Annotated in this window: 29 protein-coding genes and 3 tRNA genes; 21 read left to right on the forward strand and 11 right to left on the reverse strand. The window is 55.2% G+C overall.

Going from position 1 to position 24,101, the window contains the following annotated elements:
• Positions 1 to 12 precede the first annotated feature (12 nt).
• The 4 genes from NZD89_RS12850 to NZD89_RS12865 all read right to left on the reverse strand — a co-directional run bounded on the left by NZD89_RS12850 (position 13) and on the right by NZD89_RS12865 (position 3,440).
• Positions 13 to 636: a DedA family protein gene (locus NZD89_RS12850; RefSeq protein WP_268008082.1), complete on the reverse strand. Its 624-nt coding sequence runs from the start codon at positions 634 to 636 to the stop codon at positions 13 to 15.
• A gap of 124 nt (positions 637 to 760) precedes the next feature.
• Complete coding sequence (locus NZD89_RS12855) at positions 761 to 1,240, reverse strand: hypothetical protein (RefSeq protein WP_268008083.1); 480 nt, start codon at positions 1,238 to 1,240, stop codon at positions 761 to 763.
• 115 nt (positions 1,241 to 1,355) lie between these two features.
• The gene (locus NZD89_RS12860) at positions 1,356 to 2,936 is read right to left on the reverse strand and encodes a putative polysaccharide biosynthesis protein (RefSeq protein ID WP_268008084.1); all 1,581 of its coding nucleotides are present in this window, start codon (positions 2,934 to 2,936) and stop codon (positions 1,356 to 1,358) included.
• A gap of 219 nt (positions 2,937 to 3,155) precedes the next feature.
• Positions 3,156 to 3,440 carry a hypothetical protein gene (locus NZD89_RS12865; RefSeq protein WP_268008085.1) on the reverse strand — a complete coding sequence of 95 codons (285 nt, stop codon included), beginning with the start codon at positions 3,438 to 3,440 and terminating at the stop codon, positions 3,156 to 3,158.
• A gap of 212 nt (positions 3,441 to 3,652) precedes the next feature.
• Here NZD89_RS12865 and cls point away from each other — a divergent pair, with 212 nt between their 5' ends.
• A complete protein-coding gene (cls, locus tag NZD89_RS12870) occupies positions 3,653 to 5,098 on the forward strand; it encodes a cardiolipin synthase (protein WP_268008086.1) in 1,446 nt (481 codons plus the stop codon).
• 39 nt (positions 5,099 to 5,137) lie between these two features.
• Here cls and NZD89_RS12875 read toward each other — a convergent pair whose 3' ends face one another.
• Complete coding sequence (locus NZD89_RS12875) at positions 5,138 to 5,728, reverse strand: hypothetical protein (RefSeq protein ID WP_268008087.1); 591 nt, start codon at positions 5,726 to 5,728, stop codon at positions 5,138 to 5,140.
• Between the two features lie 111 nt (positions 5,729 to 5,839).
• Here NZD89_RS12875 and rpiA point away from each other — a divergent pair, with 111 nt between their 5' ends.
• The 4 genes from rpiA to NZD89_RS12895 all read left to right on the forward strand — a co-directional run bounded on the left by rpiA (position 5,840) and on the right by NZD89_RS12895 (position 8,653).
• The gene (gene rpiA / locus NZD89_RS12880; RefSeq protein ID WP_268008088.1) at positions 5,840 to 6,511 is read left to right on the forward strand and encodes a ribose-5-phosphate isomerase RpiA; all 672 of its coding nucleotides are present in this window, start codon (positions 5,840 to 5,842) and stop codon (positions 6,509 to 6,511) included.
• A gap of 335 nt (positions 6,512 to 6,846) precedes the next feature.
• Positions 6,847 to 7,326 carry a Gfo/Idh/MocA family protein gene (locus NZD89_RS12885; RefSeq protein WP_268008089.1) on the forward strand — a complete coding sequence of 160 codons (480 nt, stop codon included), beginning with the start codon at positions 6,847 to 6,849 and terminating at the stop codon, positions 7,324 to 7,326.
• The gene (locus NZD89_RS12890; RefSeq protein WP_268008090.1) at positions 7,265 to 7,789 is read left to right on the forward strand and encodes a hypothetical protein; all 525 of its coding nucleotides are present in this window, start codon (positions 7,265 to 7,267) and stop codon (positions 7,787 to 7,789) included. Before NZD89_RS12885 ends, NZD89_RS12890 begins: the two co-directional genes overlap by 62 nt.
• Before the next feature lie 3 nt (positions 7,790 to 7,792).
• A complete protein-coding gene (locus tag NZD89_RS12895; RefSeq protein ID WP_268008091.1) occupies positions 7,793 to 8,653 on the forward strand; it encodes an aldose epimerase family protein in 861 nt (286 codons plus the stop codon).
• Between the two features lie 207 nt (positions 8,654 to 8,860).
• On the opposite strand, the gene NZD89_RS12900 is transcribed toward NZD89_RS12895, so the two are convergent.
• Positions 8,861 to 9,139: a hypothetical protein gene (locus NZD89_RS12900; RefSeq protein WP_268008092.1), complete on the reverse strand. Its 279-nt coding sequence runs from the start codon at positions 9,137 to 9,139 to the stop codon at positions 8,861 to 8,863.
• A 138-nt stretch (positions 9,140 to 9,277) separates the two neighbouring features.
• On the opposite strand from NZD89_RS12900, the gene NZD89_RS12905 reads away from it, so the two are divergent.
• The 7 genes from NZD89_RS12905 to NZD89_RS12935 all read left to right on the forward strand — a co-directional run bounded on the left by NZD89_RS12905 (position 9,278) and on the right by NZD89_RS12935 (position 13,726).
• The gene (locus NZD89_RS12905; RefSeq protein ID WP_268008093.1) at positions 9,278 to 9,472 is read left to right on the forward strand and encodes a hypothetical protein; all 195 of its coding nucleotides are present in this window, start codon (positions 9,278 to 9,280) and stop codon (positions 9,470 to 9,472) included.
• 167 nt (positions 9,473 to 9,639) lie between these two features.
• The gene (locus tag NZD89_RS12910; RefSeq protein WP_268008094.1) at positions 9,640 to 10,311 is read left to right on the forward strand and encodes a TVP38/TMEM64 family protein; all 672 of its coding nucleotides are present in this window, start codon (positions 9,640 to 9,642) and stop codon (positions 10,309 to 10,311) included.
• 74 nt (positions 10,312 to 10,385) lie between these two features.
• Positions 10,386 to 10,829 carry a MarR family winged helix-turn-helix transcriptional regulator gene (locus NZD89_RS12915; RefSeq protein WP_268008095.1) on the forward strand — a complete coding sequence of 148 codons (444 nt, stop codon included), beginning with the start codon at positions 10,386 to 10,388 and terminating at the stop codon, positions 10,827 to 10,829.
• 12 nt (positions 10,830 to 10,841) lie between these two features.
• Entirely contained in the window at positions 10,842 to 11,702 is an 861-nt protein-coding gene (locus NZD89_RS12920; RefSeq protein WP_268008096.1) for an NAD(P)-dependent oxidoreductase, read from the forward strand.
• Complete coding sequence (locus tag NZD89_RS12925; protein WP_268008097.1) at positions 11,699 to 12,238, forward strand: D-glycero-alpha-D-manno-heptose-1,7-bisphosphate 7-phosphatase; 540 nt, start codon at positions 11,699 to 11,701, stop codon at positions 12,236 to 12,238. Before NZD89_RS12920 ends, NZD89_RS12925 begins: the two co-directional genes overlap by 4 nt.
• A 40-nt stretch (positions 12,239 to 12,278) precedes the next feature.
• Entirely contained in the window at positions 12,279 to 12,521 is a 243-nt protein-coding gene (locus NZD89_RS12930) for a hypothetical protein (RefSeq protein ID WP_268008098.1), read from the forward strand.
• Between the two features lie 74 nt (positions 12,522 to 12,595).
• Positions 12,596 to 13,726 carry a glycosyltransferase gene (locus NZD89_RS12935; RefSeq protein WP_268008099.1) on the forward strand — a complete coding sequence of 377 codons (1,131 nt, stop codon included), beginning with the start codon at positions 12,596 to 12,598 and terminating at the stop codon, positions 13,724 to 13,726.
• A gap of 59 nt (positions 13,727 to 13,785) precedes the next feature.
• On the opposite strand, the gene NZD89_RS12940 is transcribed toward NZD89_RS12935, so the two are convergent.
• Complete coding sequence (locus NZD89_RS12940) at positions 13,786 to 14,820, reverse strand: LCP family protein (RefSeq protein WP_268008100.1); 1,035 nt, start codon at positions 14,818 to 14,820, stop codon at positions 13,786 to 13,788.
• Positions 14,821 to 14,996: 176 nt separating this feature from the next.
• Positions 14,997 to 15,182, reverse strand: coding sequence for a hypothetical protein (locus NZD89_RS12945; protein ID WP_268008101.1), 186 nt, complete (start codon positions 15,180 to 15,182; stop codon positions 14,997 to 14,999).
• Between the two features lie 118 nt (positions 15,183 to 15,300).
• Between NZD89_RS12945 and NZD89_RS12950 the strand changes: the two genes are divergently transcribed.
• Both NZD89_RS12950 and NZD89_RS12955 read left to right on the forward strand, forming a co-directional pair.
• Positions 15,301 to 16,206 (forward strand): DUF72 domain-containing protein, encoded by a 906-nt coding sequence (locus tag NZD89_RS12950; RefSeq protein WP_268008102.1) that lies wholly within the window; start codon positions 15,301 to 15,303, stop codon positions 16,204 to 16,206.
• Positions 16,207 to 16,311: 105 nt separating this feature from the next.
• Positions 16,312 to 16,536: a hypothetical protein gene (locus tag NZD89_RS12955; RefSeq protein ID WP_268008103.1), complete on the forward strand. Its 225-nt coding sequence runs from the start codon at positions 16,312 to 16,314 to the stop codon at positions 16,534 to 16,536.
• 65 nt (positions 16,537 to 16,601) lie between these two features.
• Here NZD89_RS12955 and NZD89_RS12960 read toward each other — a convergent pair whose 3' ends face one another.
• Positions 16,602 to 16,973, reverse strand: coding sequence for a hypothetical protein (locus NZD89_RS12960; RefSeq protein ID WP_268008104.1), 372 nt, complete (start codon positions 16,971 to 16,973; stop codon positions 16,602 to 16,604).
• 126 nt (positions 16,974 to 17,099) lie between these two features.
• Between NZD89_RS12960 and cax the strand changes: the two genes are divergently transcribed.
• Positions 17,100 to 18,167 (forward strand): calcium/proton exchanger, encoded by a 1,068-nt coding sequence (gene cax, locus NZD89_RS12965; RefSeq protein WP_268008105.1) that lies wholly within the window; start codon positions 17,100 to 17,102, stop codon positions 18,165 to 18,167.
• Positions 18,168 to 18,181: 14 nt separating this feature from the next.
• Complete coding sequence (locus NZD89_RS12970; protein WP_268008106.1) at positions 18,182 to 18,829, forward strand: DUF502 domain-containing protein; 648 nt, start codon at positions 18,182 to 18,184, stop codon at positions 18,827 to 18,829.
• A 96-nt stretch (positions 18,830 to 18,925) separates the two neighbouring features.
• Here the strand turns inward: NZD89_RS12970 and ilvA are convergent, their stop codons facing one another.
• Positions 18,926 to 20,155 (reverse strand): threonine ammonia-lyase, encoded by a 1,230-nt coding sequence (gene ilvA / locus NZD89_RS12975; RefSeq protein WP_268008107.1) that lies wholly within the window; start codon positions 20,153 to 20,155, stop codon positions 18,926 to 18,928.
• 102 nt (positions 20,156 to 20,257) lie between these two features.
• On the opposite strand from ilvA, the gene hisC reads away from it, so the two are divergent.
• On the forward strand, positions 20,258 to 21,376 hold the full coding sequence (gene hisC / locus NZD89_RS12980) for a histidinol-phosphate transaminase (protein WP_268008108.1): 1,119 nt from the start codon (positions 20,258 to 20,260) through the stop codon (positions 21,374 to 21,376).
• A 283-nt stretch (positions 21,377 to 21,659) separates the two neighbouring features.
• On the opposite strand, the gene NZD89_RS12985 is transcribed toward hisC, so the two are convergent.
• Positions 21,660 to 22,010, reverse strand: coding sequence for a hypothetical protein (locus tag NZD89_RS12985; protein ID WP_268008109.1), 351 nt, complete (start codon positions 22,008 to 22,010; stop codon positions 21,660 to 21,662).
• 68 nt (positions 22,011 to 22,078) lie between these two features.
• Here NZD89_RS12985 and gltX point away from each other — a divergent pair, with 68 nt between their 5' ends.
• The 4 genes from gltX to NZD89_RS13005 all read left to right on the forward strand — a co-directional run bounded on the left by gltX (position 22,079) and on the right by NZD89_RS13005 (position 24,085).
• Positions 22,079 to 23,572 (forward strand): glutamate--tRNA ligase, encoded by a 1,494-nt coding sequence (gene gltX, locus NZD89_RS12990; RefSeq protein WP_268008110.1) that lies wholly within the window; start codon positions 22,079 to 22,081, stop codon positions 23,570 to 23,572.
• 278 nt (positions 23,573 to 23,850) lie between these two features.
• Positions 23,851 to 23,924, forward strand: a tRNA-Gln gene (locus tag NZD89_RS12995).
• A gap of 2 nt (positions 23,925 to 23,926) precedes the next feature.
• Positions 23,927 to 24,001 (forward strand) — tRNA-Glu (locus NZD89_RS13000).
• Positions 24,002 to 24,009: 8 nt separating this feature from the next.
• Positions 24,010 to 24,085 (forward strand) — tRNA-Lys (locus tag NZD89_RS13005).
• The last annotated feature ends 16 nt before the right edge of the window (positions 24,086 to 24,101 follow it).

Here is a 24,101-nt window from a genome sequence, read left to right on the forward strand (position 1 = left end):
CGAGGATACGCCTTACACGTCCGGCGTATCCTCGCGCTTGACACCGAGCTGTCGCATCTTCTTGTGAATCATTCGATATGCGATTGCCGCTGCGACAACGACGAGCACTGCTGGGATAATATCGGTGCGCCAGTGATTGCGCACAATTGCTCCAAGCTTGCCGATAAATCCGCCGGCACCGATAAACGTGGCCGTCCAAAGAAACGAGGATATCAGCGTAATGGGGATGAATCGAACGAGCGGAACCCGGTTGATTCCAGCGATGTACGGGACGATGTCGCGAACGACGGCGATGTATTTGGAGATGAGGAGCGTGAGTATGGTGTGACGGTGAAACAGGGTCTCGCTTTGCTCGAGGCGTTTTTCCGTCAAGAACACGTATTTTCCATACTTGTAAATGACGGGGCGCCCAAACAATCGCCCGATTGTGTACGCAAACAGCGCACCAGTAGACGTTCCCAGTGCGGAGATAAGCACTAAGGTCAGGAAGTGAAAGTGGTACACATTCGTGCGCGACAAGATGCCGACTGTCGTCAAAGTGGTTTCGCCAGGGACGACGAGAATGACGTACTCGAGGGCGAGCATCACAAATAGTCCGAAGTATCCATACGTTCCGATGAGGTGCGCCAAATTCATCTATCGATTCCTCCGAATCACGTCTCGTGAAGACAGCCTGACGAACCACTAAGAAAAAGGGACAGCCACGAGCCAGCTGTCCAAAGTGGGTTTGTTTGACCAAGTCAAATTATAGTGGGCCAGTTCATGATTTATATGGAGATGGTTTGGAGATTTTGTGAAGTGCGTGTAAGCATACGCGCAGGAGCACTCCGAGGAATAGACCAATGCCGGCAGACAGCATCGGAAGCCATACAGGGCCGAGAAGACGGCCGTTCCACCTCAGAAGTGGCGAGTAGATAACCCCCACCGTGCCGAAGAAGGCAGTCAGGACAAACGGAAGGTAAGCGAACGGCGCGGTGCCTCCCGCATCCTTGTACGCATCCCAAATACCGAACATATATACGCACGGATAAAACATCAACCACTGATAATTCGTGGTAGCAATGGCTTGCGGGATACGACCTTGAAAGCTGAGTAGGATAATTTGATTCAAGTGTGAACCGCTGTTGATGAGCAATTCTAGTAGAATCAACGTGATGCCCTTCAAGTACTTGTGGTTGAGAAATTGTCCGAATCCTGGAATGGCCATGCTCCAGAGGATTCTCTCCGCCTGCTGATTCATATCCGCTCTACCCTCTACCCGTCAGACTGTGCTGTCTATCCAGCGCTTTGGTACATAGCTCGAAAAATATGCGGATATCTAGCATGACCCGATTTAACGATCCCATTCCTGAAAATCAGGAGACAAACGGCATATGCAGCAGAAGTCTCGCAATCGTCGGGCCCACCCAGGGAATGCTGTGGATCGTCCGGATGGGGAGCACCCTCAGGTAGAGAATCGCCAACAGGTAGACGACCGAGCCGAGGACCAAACTCGCCGTCACTTGCAGGAGTGGACTCACCGCCGCGAAGGCACTCTGAATCTCGTGGATCGGGACAGCGGCCAGGCCTGTCGCGATCACCAGTTTGGCGAGCCCCAAGAAATTGATGGACATGGACACTAGCTCGCGCAGGAAGTACAGACTTAAGAACGTGGCGACAATGCCACTGATGGCGATAGAGGTCGCGACGCCGAAAATCCCCTGACCTGCCTGACCGACGAAGTAATAGATGCAAAGCATCCGAATACAACTCGTGAACATGGTCACGACGGTCGACAATAGCGCTTTGTTGAGCCCTTGCAGAATGGCGGAAAGCGGATCGAGAATGTAGATAAACACGCACGTCGGTGCAAGGTAGGCGAGCAGGGAGCCAGCAAGGTGGTCCTTGTACAGGGAATGGGCGAGATCGTGTCCGGAAAGGATGAAGAATACGGTCGACGGCAAGGCAATCATGAATGTGGCCTGAATTACTTGGTTAAGACGTCGACTGACGAGTCGCTCATTTTGCATGGCAGCCGCCTCGGACACGGCTGGAATGACCACCGACGAAATGGACGACGACAGCACCGTTGGTAAAAACAACAGCTCTGCAGCCATCCCAAACGACCCATAGAGGGCGGTCGCCTGCGTTCGGGCGATGCCCACGTGTGCGAAGGCGATATAGATGATCACGGGCTCTGCCGCGTATGCGACGATGCCGCACAGGTTGGTGATGGTGGTTGGCAGGGCGACTTCGACGAGATCGCGAATCGTTCCACTGGCCCGTGCGATTACGCCCGACACTGGTGTGACTTGTATGAGAAGTCGTTTATCTCGCGTGAGATACCGCCACAGCATGTACAGATAACCGGCCGATTCGCCGATGCCGGCACCGATCATCACCGCTAGCGCACCGTACCCTATTCCATGGGGATTTAGTGCCAAAATGAGCGGGATGGTCACGATGGTGCGCACGGCTGTCTCGATGATCCAGGCGGCGGCCGGGGGGCCCTGATTCTGCGTGCCCATGTAATACCCGCTCATGATGGAAGACAAACAGACTACAGGGATGCGCAGAATCGCCCCGACAAGAGGGAGGAATCCTCTGGGATCGAGCCATCTGTTGCTGATCTCTGGAGCGAATGCAATGGCACCGAGACATACGGTCAACGACAAAACAACGACGGTAATATGCGCCACCCACAAGGCTCGCCGAACTTTGGCTGCGTTGCCGAGCGCCAAATTCTCGGCGATCACCTTCGAGAGAGCCGCTGGCAGGGCAAGCGTGGATATCGTCAGCAGCATAAAAAAGATTGGATTAATCGTTTGGAACAGGCCAAAACCTTGTGCGCCGAGCTCCCGAGCGATGACGACTTGAATCATCATCCCCATCATTTTGGTCGTACCACCGGCGGCCGCCAGAACGATAGCTCCGTGCATGAACGATTGTTTTGCCATAGTGGACTCCTTGCTTCGGTAAGGACTTGACATCTATAGGTATGTCTATTTGGCCAAGCACATGCGCTGTTTGGCAAATGAAGCTCACAACGGCACTCGGGGAACCAATTCTTGCACGGGGGAGACGAGGACGTCATCGGCGGAAGGCGAGAGGTAACATGGCAAAGGCCTAGGTTTTGGAAGGATAGAAGGGATGAGTAGATTCATCCCTCCGGTGGGTCAGTCAACGGCGTCGGTTGACACGAAGTCCTGCAATTCGTTTTCGACGGCCGAGATGAACGTGCGGTCCATGATCAGCGTCTGGTTTTCCTCATCCCACGTCATGTTTCTCGCAATAGAGATGAGGTCGTCCATCACGGCCGCGAGGGCGTCGTCTGGTACCTGTGCACCCTGGTAGATCTCGGAGAGTGCGGCTTTCGTAGCCTTGCGAAAATGGTCGTGATCGGTTTGGCCGGCTAGAAAAATGTAGGCGGAGTTCAACATGAATAGGATGCGTTCGTCCACAGGATCAACCTTTCTGGTGTAGGAGTGATGTGTAGTATGGTTAACGCCACGCCGCATCTATTCGTGCACGCGGAATGTCGCTTGTGAATGCGGGCCATCGTCGTGTAATGTATCTCAGGGAAGGGGGCGGGATCTTTCCGTGCCAAGAAGTGGTTCCCTGTGCGTCGTCAGGTCGAGAACCTGGAACTTGTTGTCTTGAGGACGTGAGTGAAATGGTTGTCATTCATCTAATCTACTATCTGATCTTCGCCGTCGATGTCCTCACGGCCATCGCAATTATCTTTCTCGAGCGACAGAGCGCGGCGGTTACGTGGGCATGGCTAATGGTGCTCTTATTTATCCCAATCCTCGGTTTTTTCATGTATTTGCTGCTTGGCCCTCACTTTGGTCGCATTCGCATGTACCGAGTGCAACGGCGCAATCGACTCGCGATTGAGGGGTTACGAGAATATCAGAAAGGGCGTCTGGAAGCAGGGCAAATGGTCTACACAGATCCGGATGCGCGCAACTATCAAGGCTTAATCTACATGAATTTAGTAAGTAGTTACGGGTTTTTTACGCAAGACAACGAGGTGGAAATATTTACGGAGGGGCATCAAAAATTTGAATCCCTCTTGCGGGCGATTGAGGCGGCGAAGGATCACATTCACCTAGAGTACTACATCCTTCGGAATGATCGCTTGGGCCAACGGCTGTTGCAAGCCCTGGTGGCCAAAGCGAGATCCGGCGTCACCGTGCGCCTTCTGTACGACGCCGTGGGCAGCACGTGGACGAAACCGTCGTTTTTCCAGCCGCTCATTCGCGCCGGCGGACATGTCGCCGCGTTTTTCCCATCCAAAATTCCGTATATGAATTTTCGTATGAACCATCGCAACCATCGAAAGTTGGCCATTATCGATGGGGTCTATGGATATATCGGTGGGTTTAACATCGGCGATGAATATCTCGGGCTCGACGAACGTTTCGGCGAGTGGCGGGACACCCATTTGCGGGTCGTCGGAAGTTGTGTTCTCGAAATGCAGGCGATGTTCTATTTGGATTGGAACTTTGCTTCGAAGGCAAAAATGCCGGTGAGTTCCCGCTATTTTCAAATCCGAGACCACGAGGGCGACGTCGGCATGCAAATCGTGTCGAGCGGCCCAAATAGCGACGCCGAGCAGATTCGCAACGCCTATATTAAAATGATTCACGCCGGCAAGGACCGGATTTACATCCAATCACCGTACTTTGTGCCCGACGAGAGCCTGCTGACGGCGTTAAAGACGGCGGCGTTGTCTGGGGTGGACGTGCGCATTATGCTGCCGTCCAAGCCGGATCACCGCGTCGTGTATTGGGCATCAAGGTTTTACCTAGGGGAGTTGTTGTCGGTGGGTGTAAAGTGCTATTTGTACGAAAAAGGCTTCTTGCACGCCAAAACCATCGTGGTGGATGGGAAGATTGCCTCCGTGGGGACGGCCAACATCGACATTCGCAGCTTTAAGTTGAATTTCGAAGTCAACGCGATGATTTACAATACGAAAATGGCGTCGCGATTGATGGACATCTTCGAACAGGATTTGCAGCACTGCGAAGAGCTCACGATGGAGCAGTATCGGGCCCGACCTCGACTCAGCAAAATAGCAGAGTCTTGCGCAAGGCTGTTGTCGCCTATCCTCTGACGGGTGACTGCCTCGTCTAAAGGATAGGCGCTCGGCCGTCTATTGGAACGTAAACGCGATTTGGTCGCCTCCGCCAATCATCGGCGTGAAGCGGCTGACGCCTGGCTTTAACGCAAACGTAAAGGTCAAGTTGTGAGCGTTGCGGGTGATCTGGTAGCTCGTGGCCCAATTCGATTCAATCGACTGGGTCTGGTTGAGTGGGTAATGACCCTGCTCAACGTTCTGCAGGGTGACGATGAATTGCTTTTTGTCCGCCGAGATATGCGGGTCTACATATGTATTCTGCATGTCCCCATGCGTCAAAATGAAGACCACTTGATTGTCGGCAACTTGGATTTGCTCAAGTGTCAACAGCGATTGGTTGGACGGGGGGACAGAAGTCGTCGAGCCGGTTGTGGTATTGTTGTTAGAGGAGTTCTCAGATCCCGTACGATCACCTGTACTGCGATGGGGCGTCGAGTTTTGCGATCCGGCGCCGTTCGAAGTCTGTGATCCGGTGGTGTTGTTTGACGCCGTCGACGGGGGAGACGAGGCATTGTGACTGACGGTGCTGTGCGTACCACAGCCGGAGACGGTTGCAATGGACAACCCCATTGCGCATACAAGCGACCATAGCGATGTGCGGTTCATGTTCAACCTCCTAATCCATGACTGCAGCGACGGTGGAATGAGAGTTCGTACCAAATTAGGATGGATTGCAACACTGTAAATGATAACATCCAAACATAAGGGGGACTACATATGGCAAGTGAGCACAAACGTGCAGCTGGCGAGCGTGCGCTCGATTACGTAAAGGACGGGATGGTGCTTGGTTTAGGGACGGGCTCTACGGTGTACTACACCCTCCAGAAACTTGGCCGCTTGGTTCAGGAAGGTTTGAAAATCCAAGGGATTCCGACCTCGAAGGCGACCGAGGAAATGGCGCGGGAGCTCAACATTCCTTTGACCGATTTTGTACGTCATCCAGTACTCGACCTCACCATCGATGGCGCGGATGCGGTCACGCCGAAACTGGAGCTGATCAAGGGCGGCGGCGGCGCACTGCTGCGTGAGAAGCTCGTAGCCAGTGCGTCGAAGCGCATGATTGTGATCATCGACGAAAGCAAACAAGTCGACTCCTTTGACAACCTCGAAATCCCTGTAGAGGTTATACCGTTCGCCGTGGAAACTACGGTGGAACGCATTCGTGCGCTCGGAGGAACGCCTGTCCTTCGGGAAAGAGGACAGTCCTTGTTCGTGACGGACAACGGTCACTACATCGTAGATGTGAAGTTCCCGTCTGTCACCGACGTGTCGAACCTCCACGACACCCTAAAGCGATTGACGGGCGTCGTGGAGACTGGTTTGTTTCCAGACTTGGCAAGTCACGTCATCGTGGGAACAGAGCAAGGCGTGCGGGAATTGGGACGCTAGGTACATCGTGCGACGTGTGGGCTTGGTGCCGTTCGATTGTGGAACGGCACCAAATCTGTTAACGAACTTGGATGACCATCTTCCCCTTGGCGTGGTTCGTCACTGAGTCTGTAGGACGTGAGCGTGACCGTTTTCCTCGACTGCTTTCATCCATCATTTCCCCTACGCACGGCCTTTGCATCTGCATATCGACTGTGTCACCAACCAGTACATGACCCAGTTTGTATTACTTACCAAAATTTATCTACCCCTATATGAGGGGTGAAGGAATTTCCACTGCCCACGTTCCTTGTATTACACTGAACACGACATGCCACAAAGAACGAGGTGTTGTTGTGAAAGTCGGAATGATTGGATTGGGAGACATCGCGCGCAAGGCGTACCTCCCGGTGGTCGGTTGTAGACCAGATATCGACCTGTCCATCTGTACACGCAATCCCGCTCGACTTGAGGAGATTGGGAACGCATTTCGAATTCCACCTGAACAGCGGTTTCGGACGGTTCAGGACATGGCCGAGGCGGGTGTGGAGGCCGTTTTTGTACATACTGCGACAGAGGCGCACGTCGAGATGGTGACCTATTTACTGGAGCGCGGGATTCACGTGTATGTGGACAAGCCGATCGACAGTACATTCGCCCGCAGCGAGCAAATCGTTCAACTCGCAAATCGCCAAGGACTCGTTCTCATGGTGGGATTTAACCGCCGCTTCGCCCCCCCTCTATCGGGCCATCCACGACCGAGGGAAACCAGACTTGGCCATCCTGCAAAAGAATCGGGTGAACCTTCCGGGCTCGGTCAGAAGCGTCATCTTTGACGACTTTATCCACGTGGTTGACACCCTGCTCTTTCTCCTCGGATGCGAGTCGTGTGAGGTGCAGGTGCAGGTGCAGGTGCGGCATCGGCGATCCAACGGCCAATTGTCGATGGTTGTGGTCACCCTCACGAGCCTCCATCGCACGGCCATCGGCGTGATGAATCGGGATGGCGGTATCACGGAAGAGATCCTCGAGGTGATGCTGAGGCAGGACAAGTTCCGGGTCGCGGATCTTCGCGAGACGACCCATTATTCACGGGGTCAACAACACACGCAGCGCATCGGCGATTGGACGAGCGTTGGCGTGGCACGAGGATTTGAATCGATGGTGAATGCGTTTCTCGGGCGGGTCAGCGCGAGCAGAGACGGGCAAGACGCTGGCAACCATCCATTGGATCTCATGACACACAGAGTCTGCGAGGACATCGTTTCACAGATTGAAGCAGGCGGGACGGAGGAATAAGACATGTACACAGCACGGTCTTATCAGGACGCATTTGAGATGTACGAGGTACGCGATAGCGAAACAGGGTGTTGGTTTAAAATTGCGCCGGAACGCGGTGCGATTGTCACGTCGCTCGGCTTGGCGGGCAAAGAACTCCTTTATTTAGACGAAGTGACGTTTCGCGACAAGCATGCGAACGTGCGCGGCGGGATTCCGATTCTGTTCCCGATTGCTGGGCAGCTCGAGGGCGGGAAATATACACTCGACGGGCAGTCGCTGACGATGGCCAACCACGGTGTGGCCCGCACGAGTGCTTGGACGGTTCGCGGCGTTTCTGAAGAAGCGTCTCGCGGGGCCATCACGCTCCAACTCGAGAGCAGTCCGGTGACGCGGCAATCGTACCCGTTCGACTTTGAGCTCCTGTTTGATTTTGTCCTCGAGAATGAGACGTTTACGATTGACCAGCGCTATCGAAATCGCTCGGATCAACCGATGCCAATGTATGCGGGATTTCATCCCTACTTCCGCTCGGCGCAGAAGAAACTTCATTACATAACCGACGCGTCTAAATACCTCGATTACAACGACATGAACGTATATGAGTTCGACGGCGTCGTCGACATGGAGAGGCGGGTCGAGTCGATTGTGTTTTTGGACGCGACAAAACCGCGCATCGCGTTTGAGGTGCCAGAGGCTTCGATTGAACTCAGTTACGGCAGTGAATTCAAATACGTCGTCCTGTGGAGCGTAGCTGGGCGGGATTTCATCTGCGTCGAACCGTGGATGGCAAAGAATCAGGCGTTCAATACCGGGGAAGGTTTGGTCTACGTCGAGCCTGGCGCAGAGTTGCGCACACACGTGTCTATCCGTCGACAATCTTGAGCGTTCCGGCGCCACCAACGGACGTCGCCGCCGTCGGCGGCTGGTCGCATGCGCGGCGAAGAGCTTCAGCCGCGCATGCGACCGGCGAAAGAGCCAAGGCCAAAAGACCCGCGGTGACTACCTCTGTCCGGCAGAGTGGACGACTCAAAAGATGACACAGTCATAGGCCACGCGTTGGCGTGAATAGGGTGTTAGCAACGCTGTGCGCTACAGGAATGAGTGGCCCCGATACTGTTGGACGATGGAGCGGACCTCTGCGATGGCTTCTCGGGGAAGACGTTTGACCTGCTCGGCAAGTTGTACCGCTTCCGCCAATTCCTCAGACGTCATTTGACCTGCCAGCAGGTTCATCTGTCGTCGCCGGTTGTGGACTGTGTTGCTGGAAACTCCGAACATCTGCGCGATTTCGGCGTCCGACTTGCCAAGGTCGGCCACGAGGTGACGCAACTGTTCGCGAGATAACAACTGAAAATCTGTTTGGAACATCGACTGCGACCCCCTTTTCTATGTACATGTCCAAATTCACCAAATTTTATGCCCCGGCGACCCATTCGCCGTGATCGAGAGGACACATACCGATGGCTGCAGCGGGGTACGTTAGACCTACGGATTGGGGGGATTCGTGTGCAGGAACAAACACACCGTAAGCCTGGTCATCCATTGCGCAAATTTGACATCGAACAAGTGAGCGAAAGAGACAAGGAGAATGTTTCCAAGTTTGGCGTGCAGACGACCGTGGAAAACACCTCGCGCAAGCCGACGCCGGAGGACGGTTTGCGCATGGTGACTGCGCCAAAACGGACGACGCCGATCGATTGACAGGACGGGCGGATGCATTGCATCCGCCGTTCTCCAAAAGAAAACGAAGAAGACTCGCACCGCTATGTATTCCACCGCCAGAGCGACGAAGGATACGGTTTGAAGCTTTCTTCGCAGTCTGATAGTGTGAATACGGTAGAGTGCGTATAGGGCGAGGAGATTAGAGGGTGGCCTCTCAAATCAGGCGGTTTCTAACGGACTGGCGCACCATGTCCATGATCGTCATTGGCGTCGCGATGGTCGGCACGGTACTATACCTAGACAGACACCACAAAGTGTCCCAACTGATTAGGTCGTGGGGCGCTTTCGGCATAATCATCGCTATCGTTCTCATGTTGATCTGGTGTTTGACCCCGATTCCCTCAGAAGGGCTGTTGGTGATCTTCCTTCGGGTGTATGGCGTGGGTTGGGGGACCGCCTATGCGTATCTCGGCTCGACGCTCAGCGCTCTCATTATATTCTTTATTGCGCGCCACTTCACGAAAATCTGGTTGTCCAGAGCGACATCTCATGAACGGTTTGAACAAGTGAATCGTTGGGTAAAAGATTGGGGGAGTCTAGGGTTATTGGTCGCCCGCTTGCTCCCGGTCCCTGCGTTCGTCGTCAACTACGTGGCAGGGATGGTGCCGGCAGTCAATTTGTGGAATTATTTATGGACGGCCGTGGTGGCGATTTTTCCCTATTACCTCGGTGTCGCGTTGGTGTTTCAGGGCGTGTCTGGCAACTGGATCTACATCCTCATCGGAGTGATTCCGCTGGCCGTGGTCGGCTTCGTCGGACTGTTGATTCGACGGCGCGCGCAGCGCAATGTCGAGATGCATCGCAGGTTTTCCAGATGACACGTGTGGCTCGGGGTAGTCTTGAAAAACCGCAATCGTTACAATATAGAAAGCAAATCCCGAGGTGATGCAGTTTGAACGAGCCAGAAAACATCGACCAGGTGCGGAAACTGGACAATATTCTAGAACGGCTGTTTCGTGCGATGAAAGCGCGTGGCGGAATAGAGACTGGGCTGACGACCACTCAATTGTTCGTCATGCGATATTTGTCCTACAACGATGACGTAAAATCATCCGACATCGCCCGCATTGCTGGTTTAAGCCCAGGCGCGATCACGCAAGTTTGCGACGAATTAGTGCGGCTGGGGTACGTCGAGCGAACGAGGTCGAAGGACGACCGTCGGGTCGTCTTCGTGGCGCTGACGGACGAGGGGCGTGCCAACGTGAAGGATTGGTTGGCGCGCCGAGCCATTCGCCTCAGTCAGTTGTTGGACAAGATGGGTAGAAAGGACGCGGACGCCCTGACGGAACTTCTGGAGAGGCTCGTGAATGTCGTGGAGACGGAATCGATAGAGTAGGAGGCGCTATTCGTGAAAGTTGGCTGGATTGGACTGGGGAACATGGGCGTCCCGATGATCCGCAACATCGCCCAGGCGGGCATCGATGTCATCGCCTATAATCGGACGCAAAAGACGCTGTCCATCGACGGCGTACAGTTGGTTACCTCGCTTGGTGACGCGGTGCGCGACAGAGATGTGGTCGTCTTGATGGTCTCCGATGTAGCGGCCGTGCGAGATGTCCTGTTTGCTCAAGGGGCGGCCCAGCAGATGGGGAGTGGCACGCTCGTCGTCAACATGAGCACCATCGGTGTGGACGAGACCCTCGAAATCGCGAAAGACCTTCATTCGCGCGGCCTTCGGTTCGTGGATGCGCCTGTCCTCGGCTCCGTCAAACCGGCAGAGAACGGTGCGCTGACCGTTGTCGCAGGTGGCGACGCTTCCGACTTCGAGCTGCTCAAACCGCTCTTTGATGCCGTTGCGAAAGCGGCGTTTCACATCGGTCCTTGCGGCAAAGGCGCGACGATGAAGTTGCTCGTAAACGCCTACTTGGGCGTGGCCGTCGAAGCGCTCGGCGAGTGTCTCACCTTCGGAGCCGAGAATGGGCTCGCGACAAAGCTCATGCTCGATGTTCTGCAAAATAGTGCAGTGTGGTCGCCAATGATCGCCGGTAAGCGAGACATGTTGTTGCAACAGGCGTACGACGCGCAATTCGCCCTGCGCCATCTGACGAAGGACTTGGGACTCGCCATTCGGCAGGCTTCCAGCATAGGTGCGCACATGCCCGCGGTGGATGCGACTTTGGATACGTTATGCGCCGCTGTCGAAACAGGGCTTGGAAACCGGGATATGGTTGCCGTAGTCGAATATTTAAAGGCGCAAACGCGCCCATGAGGCCGGCTGTCTTTCTCGATCGCGACGGCGTCATCAACGACCACCGACGCTACGTCAACGAACCAGATGACTTTTATCTGTTTCCCTTCGCCCCGGAGGCCATCGCGCGGTTGAACGAAGCCGATTTCTTTGTCGGCGTGGTGACCAATCAGGGCGGCATCGGCCTAGGTTACATGACAGAAGAATCACTTCGTGAGATACATAAGAAAATGTCGGCAGAACTGGAAGCGGCCGGCGCTCGTTTGGACGACATCATGTACTGTCCCCATGCCCCAAAGGCGGGGTGCCGCTGTCGCAAACCAAAACCCGGCATGATCGAACTGTTGGCGAGGCGCCACGACCTGGACGTAAAGCGATCATATATGGTGGGGGATCGCGATGTCGACGTTCTGGCTGGGCGAGCTGCAGGTTGTAAGACGATTTTTGTCGGCGATGGCACACCACCGGTTCGGGTCAAGCCGGATGCGCACGTGCGAGATATCGCGGCGGCCGCACAATGGATTTTGCGCGACGCAGGACGAACTCCCTCTTCATAATGTGGTGAGTGAAGCTATCGTGCGGGTGGGAGGTCTTGCGATGCCGAGCGTATCCGTCGGGTCTGATTCACTGTACCTGTGGTATGAGGAGTCGGAGGATCCACTTTGGGTCACTATCCCGAATGAAAATGTGTTATCTTGGTGGCTGAGGGAATCCGAGCCCTCTTCGGCTCCTGGGTGGTTTACAAAAGCCTATCCCGCGCTGGCGCCGTACTACCCAACCAATGCACTGGGTGGTGCAATCGACCCTGTAGCACAGTACCAGGGATATTGGTGGCCCTGAGGTCCGTGAAGAGAGGCTGTCGCCTCTCTTTTGTGTGTTATAGTCGACGGGATCATACTAAAGGAGATGTCTCATTGGACCTGAGTATCATCATACCGTCGTTCAACGAGCGGGAGAACATTGAGCCCATCGTCGAACGGATTCACTCCGCACTTCGCGATCAGGGGATTGCGTACGAAATTTGGTTTGTCGACGACAGCACCGATGAGACTGTCTCGGTCTTAACGCGTGTGGAAAGCATAGATGAACAGGTTCACGTGCACCATCGAACCGGGGCGCGTGGACTGGCCAGTGCCGTGGTGGAGGGCTTCGAGAGAGCTACGGGAGAGCACTTCATCGTGATGGATGCGGATTTGCAGCATCCACCGGAGCTTTTACCGGATATCTACCGCAAACTCGCGGCGGGGATCGACGTCGTGATTCCCAGTCGATTTGTCAGCGGTGGTTCGGATGGGGGCCTCGGCCCGTTGCGCAAACTGGTGTCGTGGACGGCTCGGGTCATCGGCCAGGTGGCACTTCGCCGGCTACGCAAGATCTCCGATTGTACAAGCGGCTTTTTCGGGGTTCATCGCAATGTCGTCGTAGGTGCACCCCTTGATCCGATTGGGTGGAAAATCCTCATTGAGGTGCTTGTGAAAGGGCGCTATCGGACGGTACACGAGTTGCCGTACGAGTTTCTGGCGCGTGACGCTGGGGAGTCGAAAATGAGTCTACAGGAGCAGTGGAATTACTTTCGCCACCTGTTCCGGCTCGTCTCGCAGAGCCCGTCGGATAGACGGTTCTTCCTGTTCTGTATCATTGGGGCCAGCGGCGTCGTCGTCAATTTGGTGGTACTGACTATCTTGAAGTACGCGTTTGGCATATCGGATATAAGTGCGTCTATCACGGCTTCGTTGGTCGCTATGCTCAGCAACTACATTTGGAATGATCAGATCACTTGGCGCGCATCAGGGAAGCGTAAATGGAATGTCAAACTCCCGCTGTTCGTCGGAATCTCTCTTATCGGTATTATCGTGACGACGCTTGTGATGAATGGTCTCAAACACCTGGATGTGCCGGTTCCCGTGGGACAGGCCATCGGCATTCTGGTATCCACGGTTTGGTCGTACGCCATGAACAATCGATTGACCTGGAGAGATTCAGCCAAGCAGCTGCGGGAAGATGTCATCGTCACGCGGGAGGACAGGCGGATACGGTCTGTGTAACGGTCAGACCCAGCCGCGTGCGAGAATGACAAATCAAAACACCTCCACCATGGTGATATTCAGGTGGAGGTGTTTGTCGTGTTCGCATGCTTACTCGCGGAGGGAGGAACCCGCCAGGTCTGTGTGACGGACGGATCTTGAATGGGATTGGACTGAGTGATGCCATCTTCGAAAAACTGTTTGGCGATGTAATGCGCCTGATGTGGATTGACGACCCAGTAGCTCAGGCCGCCCGTCCCGTGTGATGGATCGTGAAATGAACCGGGCAGCGTCTCGTGAATGGTCGGGTACGTCGAGTACTTGTGTGCCTGTGCACCGAGTTTCCCGAGTTCGACAAGCGTCATATCGGTATCCAAACTGTTCATCGCATCCATGATAATGCCGGGCAGCTTGGGAATGATTTGAGGTTGCAGCAACTGCTCCTTGAGGGCGACGAGAAATTCCTGTTGGCGTTCGGTTCGCCCGATATCCCCCAGTGCGTCGTGTCGATAGCGCACAAACCCGAGCGCTTGCTCTCCAGAAAGATGCTGCAACCCAGGTCGCAGGTCGATGGTCCCATGCACGGTGTCTCCGGTCGTGTAATACATGCGCTTTTGCACGTTGACCTGCACGCCTCCAGCCCGGTCGATCATCTTGATAAGACCGTCGAAGCGCGTGAGCGCATAGTGGTCGATTGGCAGGCCAATGAGGCTTTCCACCACCTGCGCCGTCAGCGACGGGCCGCCAAGTGCTAATGCATCGTTGATCTTCCTGTAGCGCCCATCTGGGAATGCCACTTGTGTATCACGTGGGATGGACAGCAGTTCGACGCGGCGATGCGCGTCGTCAAGACTCGCCACGCAGAGCACGTCGGAGTTGCCGTTTGGATCACCTGTTCGCGCATCGGTACCAATCAACAAGATGGTTTTTCGATCCGGCTGGGACGCGTGTGTAAATCGCATTGGAGGCAAAGCGGCGTGCACGTGTTGGTGAGGAAATAGAACTCGTGCTGTGGCAAAGGTAAAGCCGCCGCCGACCGCCATGAGCAAAGCCAGCGCTCCGGTGAAGCGCAACGCGCGAGGAGCTCTTCGTTTCCGATCACGACGCTCAGACATCCCGGGGCCACTCCCATCTCCATGTGATCATGCGTATTGTCTCAGGAGCGGGCGCTCTTTATGCAATTTCGGGGCACTTTGACTGGGGAAAGCAGGGCAAAAAGTGGTGTGCCATGCGGCAACCGTGCGACGCCGCACGCACACCTGATGGACTTGTGTCACATCCGTCGTGTTTCTTAGTCGTGCGTCAGAATTTCGTTGCACTGAACACAGATGTAGCGATACGTCTGTGCGAGTGTGCGGCCCTGCACAGGCAGGTCCTTCCGAATGACGACACTGGAGTCGAGTTGGACGATGCGCTCTTCGCGGAAAGTGGTGTTGTTGCACTTCGGGCAATGAATTGCGTGTTGGCTACTAGCCATGTCGGTCATCTCCAATATGTAAGGTTCAAGACGATACCTGGATGTGCTCATCCGCGTGGCTATGAGACACACACAACTTGTATTATAAATGGGGTATGGTAGAGGGGTCAAAATATGCTTGCTCCAGGACTTTGTGTATGATGAGGGGAAAGGGGGCGTCGTGATGATTCGGGTGGGGACGTGTGCATTCCAAGATCACGACTCGTTTTATCCGCGAACCATCCCCCAAAAAGAGCAACTTCGCTATTACGCCAAATATTTTTCCGTTGTCGAGATAGACAGTACGTTTTACGGCCTGTTGCGGGAAGGGACATGGGAACGCTGGCTCGGTCTGGTACCTTCCAACTTTCTGTTCCACGTGAAGGCACACGGCGCGATGACCTTACACGTCCGTGGTCTGGACAAGGGGGAGCGGCGCGAAATTGCCAACCAATTTCTAGACGGTCTTGCTCCGGTGATGGAGCGCGGACAGTTGGGCTGCGTGCTATTGCAATTTCCACCGTGGTTCCACGTGTCGAAGGTCAATGTCGTCACCGTGGAGCGAATCGTCGCCATGTGCCAAGCTCATGGCGTGCCGACCGCCGTCGAGTTTCGCGAGCGCAGTTGGTTTGCAAGCGGCGAGCGCAGTGAGCTGACGCTTGGGTGGTTAAAACGAATTGGCGCGATTCACGTCATCTGTGACGAACCGGATGCCGGCAACGTGAGTGTCCCGTTTGTTCCTGCGCTCACTCATCCGTCGTTTGGCATGTTGCGGATGCATGGGCGCAACCGTGAGATGTGGGATAGGCCTGGATTGAAGTCCTCTAAAGAGCGGTTTGATTACCGGTATTCAATGGAAGAACTCGCCGCGATATTGCCTGCCATTGAACCGGTCGCGAAGCAGGTAGACGAATTTCACATTCTCATGAACAACAACTCGAACAACGATGCCATCTGGAACGGCTTCGATTGGCTGGAACTGCTGCACATGGCCAAGGGGCCGCGACCGGACCTCATAAGCAGTGAACAAATGCGTCTGTTGTAACGCCCGCGGCTCTCGCAGATTGGCCCTAGGTGCTGGCTCGCGCACGGCGTGCGGTCAAATGTTGTGGTATGGTTGTAGTGAGCAAGACGACACTGGAGGACAATGATGAGTTACGGCTTTCCTGATTGGATGTTCGCAGCTATCGCCATCGCCGCGTATGAAGTTGCGGCTTGGTTAAAACATCGGTTTCATTTGGACTGGGCGATGTGGGCTGCCTATGGAGTAATTGCAATATGTGCCATCGTATTGATCATACGGTATATCGTTCGAAGGCTTCGTCGGCACAATGACAACGATGCGGATGATCCTGAGGATTGGAGAAACTATTGAAGCACAGAAACGGGCGCCTGATGGCGCCCTACTGGTTCACAAAAAGAGCTCGGCGTACAACCTGTTTACGCCAGCGAAGATGATTGCAAGCAGTCCTCAAGCTGTTGTGCGAACGGACGCGACAAACGCGTGTAAAACGACACTTGGGCCTGTTCGACAACGCCTGACGGCGACACCAAGTGCAGTACGCTTGCCACGATTTTATAGCCACGACCAAACCCGTCTGACCGGGCGACGGATAGTCGATTGACGTGACGCGAAAACTCTACGTCGTCGCACTCGACGAAGCCGATGATATTTTCGAGCGCGATTCGAAACGTCGTATGACCGCGCTGTTGGATAAATTCTTTCGTGGTAAGTTGATATTTCACGCTGTTGCGCACTTCGCTTCGCTTCAATTCGCCGCGTAACATCTTCACTTTGGGAAAGTAATACATCAACTCGCCACCTTTACACCAAGAGAAGTGATGTTCATCATTGTATCATATCTTTGAAATATATCCGTGTAAGTTGGTCGGAATGACCAGGAAGACGATAATCCGTCGAAAAGGGTGAACGTTTCGTTGAATCGTTTGATGAGTATTTTTGCGGCTGTCATGATCGTCTTGAGTGCGGTCGTTCGGTTTGGCCACGTGAGCCAAACGCTGGAATTTTTCGTTTCCGCGGTGGCCATTATTCCGCTCGCCGCCATGATGGGGCAGGCGACCGAATCGATTGCCGCGCACGCTGGACCGCGGCTGGGTGGTCTCTTGTCCGCGACGTTCGGCAACGCCGTGGAATTGATCATCGGTATTTTCTCACTGCAACAAGGGCTGTACTCGTTAGTGAAAGCTTCGATCACCGGATCGATCATCGGAAACCTCCTGTTCGTCTTGGGCCTCAGTTTCTTTATTGGAGGGATACGGCACCCCATTCAGTACTTCAACCTCCGCGTCGCCCGGAGCAATGCGTCGATGCTCATGCTCGGCGTCGGCATCGCATTTGTCGTGCCCACTATCTTTTCGATGACGTCGCAGTCAAACCGGTACACGTTATCGTTCGGCGTGGCGGCCGTCTCCCTCGTGATCTACATCCTCGGGCTATTTTTCAGCCTATTTACGCACCGTGAAGTGTTTGCCTACATAGAAGATGCCTCTGCCGAAGCTGAGGAACACGGAGAAGTGAAGTACCGCCTCTGGCCGGCTATTCTCTTATTGCTCGTCGCGACTGTCCTCGTCAGTGTCGAGAGCGATTGGCTGGTGGGCAATGTGAAGTCCATCGCGCAAGGCCTCGGCTGGAGTGAAGTGTTTATCGGCGTCGTCGTGGTCGCCGTGATCGGAAATGCGGCGGAGCACGCGTCGGCCGTGTGGATGGCGTGGAAAAATCGGATGGATCTCTCGCTCGAGATAGCGGTGGGAAGTACGCTGCAAGTGGCGATGTTTATCGCACCCGTGCTGTTCTTCACGAGCCTCGTGATGGGGAATCCGTTTCAACTGGTCTTTTCTTGGCCAGAGCTCGTCAGCATGGTCGCCGCGGTCCTGCTCGTCGTCGTTTTGATGCTCGACGGCGAATCTAACTGGTTGGAGGGTGCGATGGCGGTGGGTGCCTATCTCGTGCTTGCAGTGGGCTTTTACACGCTGCAGAGCGCTTGATTGGAGATGAATGTATGAAGGTTTTCATCCGGGGGATTGCGAAGCACTTTGGCATTGGGTTGGCCACGGTGCTCCCCTTTGTCTTCGCGATTTGGGTGGTTGTCATCGTGGTCAACTACGTGGATGGTCTCGTCGGACAGTATATCCCGTATCCCGGGTTTCACATTCCAGGGACGGGGTTTGTCTTGATTCTCGCGGCCATCACGGTGATCGGTCTATTGTCGCGCATTTACATCAGCCGCGTGTTGCTGTCCTGGATGGACGCGTTATTTACGCGGATTCCCGTCATCAAATCGCTCTACTCCACGGCGAAAGAACTGGTGCAAAACACCTTTGGACGCCGTGGCGCATTCCAGACGCCCGTCCTCGTCGAGTGGCCGGACGACCGAGCGCTCGTCCTCGGCTTCATCACGTCCGAGTCGTTGCCCAGTGAGATGGATCCGCACGGAACAAAAGTGTCTGTGTATCTGCCTAATGCGTTTCAATTTGCTGGTGCCACCGTCATCGTACCGAGGTCTCGCGTGAAACCCTGCGGCCTCTCAGTGGAGCAGGCGCTCAAGTTTGCGCTATCCGGTGGACTAGGGCAGCCCGCGGACAGCGTCAAGAGAGAGGACGGGGACGCGCCGCCGCTCGGGAAACCGGGGGACTCGCTCGACATGTGACCAAAATAAACGGCCACCCGGACTCAAGGGTCGCTCCTGAGTCCGGGTGGCCGTTCGTGTTCAGTGGGAGGGATGCAGTTCACTCACGCACGCGCGTCAATCCCGCGGGACAGGTGCATATCCCCGCTGCTTCAACGTGCTGTAAATGAGTTCGATATGCGCTTTATCGCGCGTCTCCAAGTCCAGTTCCACTTCAGTTTGGCCGAGGTGGATGTGTGTACCGACTCGGTGGTGCTGCACGGACAACACGTTCGCTCGAAGACTTGCCAAGATGTCGAGCAAGTCGCGCAGGGCACCGGGGCGGTCGAGCAGGTTCACTGCCGTGCGCAGATAGCGACCTGATTCGATCAGCCCGTGCTCGATGATCCTCGACAAAACGGTCACATCGACGTTCCCTCCGGACAAAATACAGACCACCTTGCCGAGGTGGTTTGGGATCTTTTTGTTGATGACCGCAGCGACGCTCGTGGCTGCAGCGCCCTCTGCGACGATTTTGCAGCGCTCTAGCAACAACACCATCGCCCGCGAGATCTCTTCTTCTTCCACCACGACGACGTCGTCGATAAACTGTTCAGCGAGACGATAGGTCAGATCGCCAGGGCGCTTGACGGCAATTCCGTCGGCGATGGTCGACTGTGCTTCCACCGTTGCGGGATGGCCCAGATCTAGTGAGTGTCGGAAGGAAGGCACCGCACTGGCCTCAACCCCGTAAATTTTCACATCCGGGCGAAGCGTCTTCACGGCGAGCGCGGTGCCTGCAGCCAATCCGCCTCCGCCCATGGGAATGACGATAGCGTTCACGTCCGGTAGCTGTTCAAGAATTTCGAGGCCAACCGTCCCTTGACCCGCGACGACTGCTTCGTCGTCGAACGCGTGAACGTATGTATACCCCTCATTGTTGCTCAAGGACAGCGCGTGCGCATACGCATCGTCGTAAGACGCCCCCTCGAGGACTACCTTCGCGCCGTAGCGCTGTGTGGCGGCGATTTTGGCGAGACTGGCGCCCTCCGGCATGACGATGGTGCACGGGACGCCGAGATCTCTCGCGGCAAAGGCGACACCTTGCGCGTGATTCCCTGCAGATGCGGCGATGACTCCATGACTTCGCTCGACGTCAGTCAGCGTTGTGATCTTGTTATAGGCACCGCGGATCTTAAACGAACCTGTCTTTTGCAGGTTCTCGAGTTTTAGGTAAATTTCATTGTCGGAGAACTGTGAAAACGTAGCAGAGTAGTCGAGCGGAGTCTGTTGGACAACCCCTTGAATGCGCTTTCTAGCCTCTCTAATGATGTCGATGGAGAGTTTCGCTGGTTGCTGTTGTGTCACAAGGGACTCTTCCTTTCGTCTTCATCCAGCACACAAACCATAGTGCATCGGGGTGAAGCGTGATAAAATGTCACACATACTTTCCGGTGTAGCACACCGCTCATGATCGTACTGGAGGTGTTCACGATTTTCAATACACACGAACGAGTTCGTTCCAACTTGCACAACATCCACCCTTACCAGCCAGGCATCAGTGAGGATCAACTGCGCAAAGAGTTCGGACTAGCCCACTTAATCAAGCTCAATTCCAACGAAAATGCTCTAGGCCCGTCTCCCTTGGCGCTAGAGGCCATCGCCAGAGAACTTCCCAAACTCCACCTCTATCCAGATGGCGGCAGCGACTTGCTCCGAGAAGCGATTGCTAGACACCATGCTCTGAGGATGGAAGAGGTGTTTGCGGGCAACGGATCAGACGATATTATCAAACTGATCTCAGAGACCTTCTTGGAAGAGGGAGACGAAGTGGTCGTCCCATTTCCTTCTTTCTCGCAGTATGGATTCGGCGCCGAGGTGATGAAGGCGAACATCCGTTCAGTGCCGTTGCGGAGCGACTTTTCGTATGATGTACAGGCGCTCCTTGCAGCAATCACCAACAAGACGAAATTGTTGTATTTGTGCACACCGAACAACCCGACGGGAACCGTCCTGAAATACAGTGAGTTCACCTGGTTGATGGAACGTGTGCCGAAGGACGTGTTCGTCATCGTCGATCTCGCCTACGACAACTACGCCACCGATCCTGAGCGCTTCTTCGTGACCAAGGACGCCCTCATCTATCCCAACGTCTGTTACCTCCATACATTCTCAAAATTATACGGCCTCGCGGGCCTTCGCGTCGGTTATGCCCTTGGGAACGAACAGGTCTGGTCCTATGTCCATCGCGTGCGGGAGCCGTTTAACGTCAACCGCGTCGCACAGCGTGGCGCACAGGCGGCACTCGAGGATGTCGAACACGTTCGCAGATCGGTAGCCCTGGCGCAGCGAAGCCGCGAGCAGTACGCCACACTGGAAAACTACGGCCTGCGGGTGATTCCTTCGGAGGCAAACTTTACGTTAGTCGAAGTGGGGAACGGCATCCAGGCGTTTGAGCAGTTAAAGCAGAAGGGAATTCTCGTTCGCGCAGGGTATCCTGGCCTCGAGTCGTTTGTACGGGTGACGTTTGGCTTGGATGAGGAAAATGAAGTGTGCATCGAAGCGCTGTGCGAATTCGGCCGCGCCTGAGTACAAGGGCACGCGTGCGGATGCGGCAGCCGGGGAAGTTTTGGCATCACGCCGCGGATAGGCGCGACTGAGCTTGGCGACATGCTGCAAGGTGTAGATACAATGATGGCCCCCTATGGTAAACCAACCAGATTAGGGGGCCTTTAGCCAATCAGATTGACTGATTTCGCTATTATGTTACCTAGTGGCGAGTGGGACGGCAAGTGGAGTTTACTGGGAAGCGGTGCAACCAATGACATGTTCGCCCGATCTCGGCATCTTCTTGTGCCAGCCCCCTGGGTGCTTAGTTTTGGCCTTCCAGGGTGCCCGGCGGGTCTTCAAAGTGGTCTTCCTCGGTTGCCGAGCGCCTGTCGGAGTGAATCATATTCGCATCGCGGAAGCGGCCCGTAACCGCCTGGCCAGGTTTCCACTCGGACACCTTGCCAAGGCGCGTTTCGTTGTGGGCGGCTCCGTACGGCCCTTCGGCAAATTCCTCGACGGCCAAGTCGTAGTCGCGGGACTGGACTTCCCAGAGTTCGGCGTTCGGGAAGTCGTTTTCTCCACTTTTGATGGGGCCAGGGTTGTACGATCCGGAATTGGGACTCTCCACGACCTCACTTTGTCGTACTTGTGTCTGTGGTTTATCATGGTTCATGCGTACTCACCTCATGGGGTAGTGTACGCCAGCGAAGTCAGTGTATCCGACACAGGAGGCAATTCTCGATGGACAAGCAAGTTAGGGTTCGCTTTGCGCCGAGTCCAACTGGCGCATTACATATTGGCGGGGCGCGTACTGCCTACTTCAACTGGCTGTACGCACGCCAACACAACGGTGTCTTCGTCCTTCGTATCGACGATACGGACAGGGCGAGATCGACAGAGGCGTCATACGAGCAGATTCTCGACAGTTTTCGCTGGCTTGGCATCGACTGGGATGAAGGTCCGGAGGTGGGGGGCGAGTTTGGTCCGTACCGCCAGTCTGAACGAATGGCGATATACGAGGAACAGCTAGCCCGACTGCGGGAGGAAAACCGCGCTTATCCGTGTTTTTGTACGCAGGAGGAACTCCAGGCGGAGCGCGAAGCCGCTCAACAAGCGGGGCGCGCCCCGAGATATTCGGGGAAATGCCGCCACCTGAGCGCGGATGAAGTCGCGTCCCGCCTGGCCCAAGGCATCCCCCATGTGTATCGGTTGCGCGTGCAACCGGAAGGGGAAACGGTGGTGCACGACGTCATTCGCGGCGACGTGGTGTTCCGGAATGCGGAGATTGACGATTTCATCATTTGGAAGGCAGACGGTACGCCGACATACCACTTCGCCTCTTGCGTCGACGACGCGAAAATGGAGATCACCCATATCATTCGCGCTGAAGAACACTTGTCGAACACGCCGAGGCACGTGGTGCTGTTCGCGGCACTCGGCTTTGACATTCCACTGTTCGCGCACGTTCCGATGATTTTGGCGCCGGATCGAAGTAAGTTGAGCAAACGGCACGGTGCTACAAGTGTGTCCGAATATCGGGAGCAGGGAATCCTGCCGGAGGCGCTCGTCAACTACCTCTTGTTGCTCGGATTCTCCCCGGGTGAAGACCACGAAGTGCTCACGCGGGACGAGGCGGTACAGCGCTTCACGCTGGAACAAGTGGCGAAGCACGCGGCCGTGTACGACGTCAAAAAGCTCGAGTGGTTGAATGCGCAATACTACCGGGCACAATCGCCTGATACGGTGCTCGAACAAGTCTTGCCGGTGTTGTTTGCGCGCGGGTGGGTAGACGAACGGGAAAAGAGTCGCGAGCGGCTGGCGTGGCTTCGGACGGCGATTGAGTTTGTGTTGACGCGGAGTCGGAACGAGGCCGACTTAATCGAGGGTCTTCGGTATTATTTCGAACCAGTCGCCTCCTACGATGAGAAGGGTGTCAAAAAGCAGTTCGCGGACAAAGAGGTGCCTCTGCGCTTGCGGAAGGTGGCGGAACGCCTCAGTGCGGTTTCGCCGTTCGCCACGTCGCGAGTGGAGACTGCGTTTCGCGCACTCATCGACGAATTGGGCGTCAAAGGCGGCCAACTGATTCACCCAACGCGACTGGCTTTGACTGGACTGACGGTTGGACCTGGGTTGTTTGACGTCATGGTTCTGCTAGGTGGCGACGAGTGTGTGTCGCGCTTGCGCGCGGCGGCAGACTTGATCGAAGCGGGGACGGTGGCTGTGTCGCAGGCGTGACCTTGCCGTTGTTCGCTTGCAACAGCGATTGAAAAGCGGCGAGTTGCGGCTTCGAGCGCCGTCAGACCGCCACCTGCAGAACGTAGGCAGTAATGATATCCGATCCGCCCCTTGTGTGGTTGCAAGCCGGCATGCGCACGCTTGCGCGTGCCGGGTGCTTCCTCGACCTTTTGGGATATGAACGGTAGAGAGCGACACGCGGGTTCAAAAAATATGACTTGATGTGTTGACAGACTCTATTTCTGTGTGTATATTTATATAGCGTTGAACGACACCTTTGCCGAATGGTGTAATGGTAGCACGACTGACTCTGACTCAGTTAGTCTAGGTTCGAGTCCTAGTTCGGCAGCCAATGGCCCTATCGTCTAATGGTTAGGACGCCGCCCTCTCACGGCGGTAATAGGGGTTCGAATCCCCTTAGGGTCACCACTAGATGCGGGTCATTAGCTCAATTGGCAGAGCATCCGACTCTTAATCGGCAGGTTGAAGGTTCGATTCCTTCATGACCCACCAAATTATACCGTTTTCG

Source organism: Alicyclobacillus fastidiosus, from assembly GCF_026651875.1.
GTDB lineage: Bacteria > Bacillota > Bacilli > Alicyclobacillales > Alicyclobacillaceae > Alicyclobacillus > Alicyclobacillus fastidiosus.

Excerpts from the sequence above, each read along its gene's own strand:
- NZD89_RS12930 (WP_268008098.1), top strand. The coding sequence starts at position 12,279 with ATGCCGAGCGTATCCGTCGGGTCTGATTCACTGTACCTGTGGTATGAG.
- hisC (WP_268008108.1), top strand. The coding sequence starts at position 20,258 with ATGATCGTACTGGAGGTGTTCACGATTTTCAATACACACGAACGAGTT.
- cls (WP_268008086.1), top strand. The coding sequence starts at position 3,653 with ATGGTTGTCATTCATCTAATCTACTATCTGATCTTCGCCGTCGATGTC.
- rpiA (WP_268008088.1), top strand. The coding sequence starts at position 5,840 with ATGGCAAGTGAGCACAAACGTGCAGCTGGCGAGCGTGCGCTCGATTAC.
- NZD89_RS12955 (WP_268008103.1), top strand. The coding sequence starts at position 16,312 with ATGAGTTACGGCTTTCCTGATTGGATGTTCGCAGCTATCGCCATCGCC.
- NZD89_RS12960 (WP_268008104.1), bottom strand. The coding sequence starts at position 16,973 with ATGTATTACTTTCCCAAAGTGAAGATGTTACGCGGCGAATTGAAGCGA.
- NZD89_RS12925 (WP_268008097.1), top strand. The coding sequence starts at position 11,699 with ATGAGGCCGGCTGTCTTTCTCGATCGCGACGGCGTCATCAACGACCAC.
- NZD89_RS12900 (WP_268008092.1), bottom strand. The coding sequence starts at position 9,139 with ATGTTCCAAACAGATTTTCAGTTGTTATCTCGCGAACAGTTGCGTCAC.
- NZD89_RS12945 (WP_268008101.1), bottom strand. The coding sequence starts at position 15,182 with ATGGCTAGTAGCCAACACGCAATTCATTGCCCGAAGTGCAACAACACC.
- NZD89_RS12850 (WP_268008082.1), bottom strand. The coding sequence starts at position 636 with ATGAATTTGGCGCACCTCATCGGAACGTATGGATACTTCGGACTATTT.
- gltX (WP_268008110.1), top strand. The coding sequence starts at position 22,079 with ATGGACAAGCAAGTTAGGGTTCGCTTTGCGCCGAGTCCAACTGGCGCA.
- NZD89_RS12940 (WP_268008100.1), bottom strand. The coding sequence starts at position 14,820 with ATGTCTGAGCGTCGTGATCGGAAACGAAGAGCTCCTCGCGCGTTGCGC.
- NZD89_RS12875 (WP_268008087.1), bottom strand. The coding sequence starts at position 5,728 with ATGAACCGCACATCGCTATGGTCGCTTGTATGCGCAATGGGGTTGTCC.
- NZD89_RS12895 (WP_268008091.1), top strand. The coding sequence starts at position 7,793 with ATGTACACAGCACGGTCTTATCAGGACGCATTTGAGATGTACGAGGTA.
- NZD89_RS12970 (WP_268008106.1), top strand. The coding sequence starts at position 18,182 with ATGAAGGTTTTCATCCGGGGGATTGCGAAGCACTTTGGCATTGGGTTG.
- NZD89_RS12985 (WP_268008109.1), bottom strand. The coding sequence starts at position 22,010 with ATGAACCATGATAAACCACAGACACAAGTACGACAAAGTGAGGTCGTG.
- NZD89_RS12855 (WP_268008083.1), bottom strand. The coding sequence starts at position 1,240 with ATGAATCAGCAGGCGGAGAGAATCCTCTGGAGCATGGCCATTCCAGGA.
- NZD89_RS12860 (WP_268008084.1), bottom strand. The coding sequence starts at position 2,936 with ATGGCAAAACAATCGTTCATGCACGGAGCTATCGTTCTGGCGGCCGCC.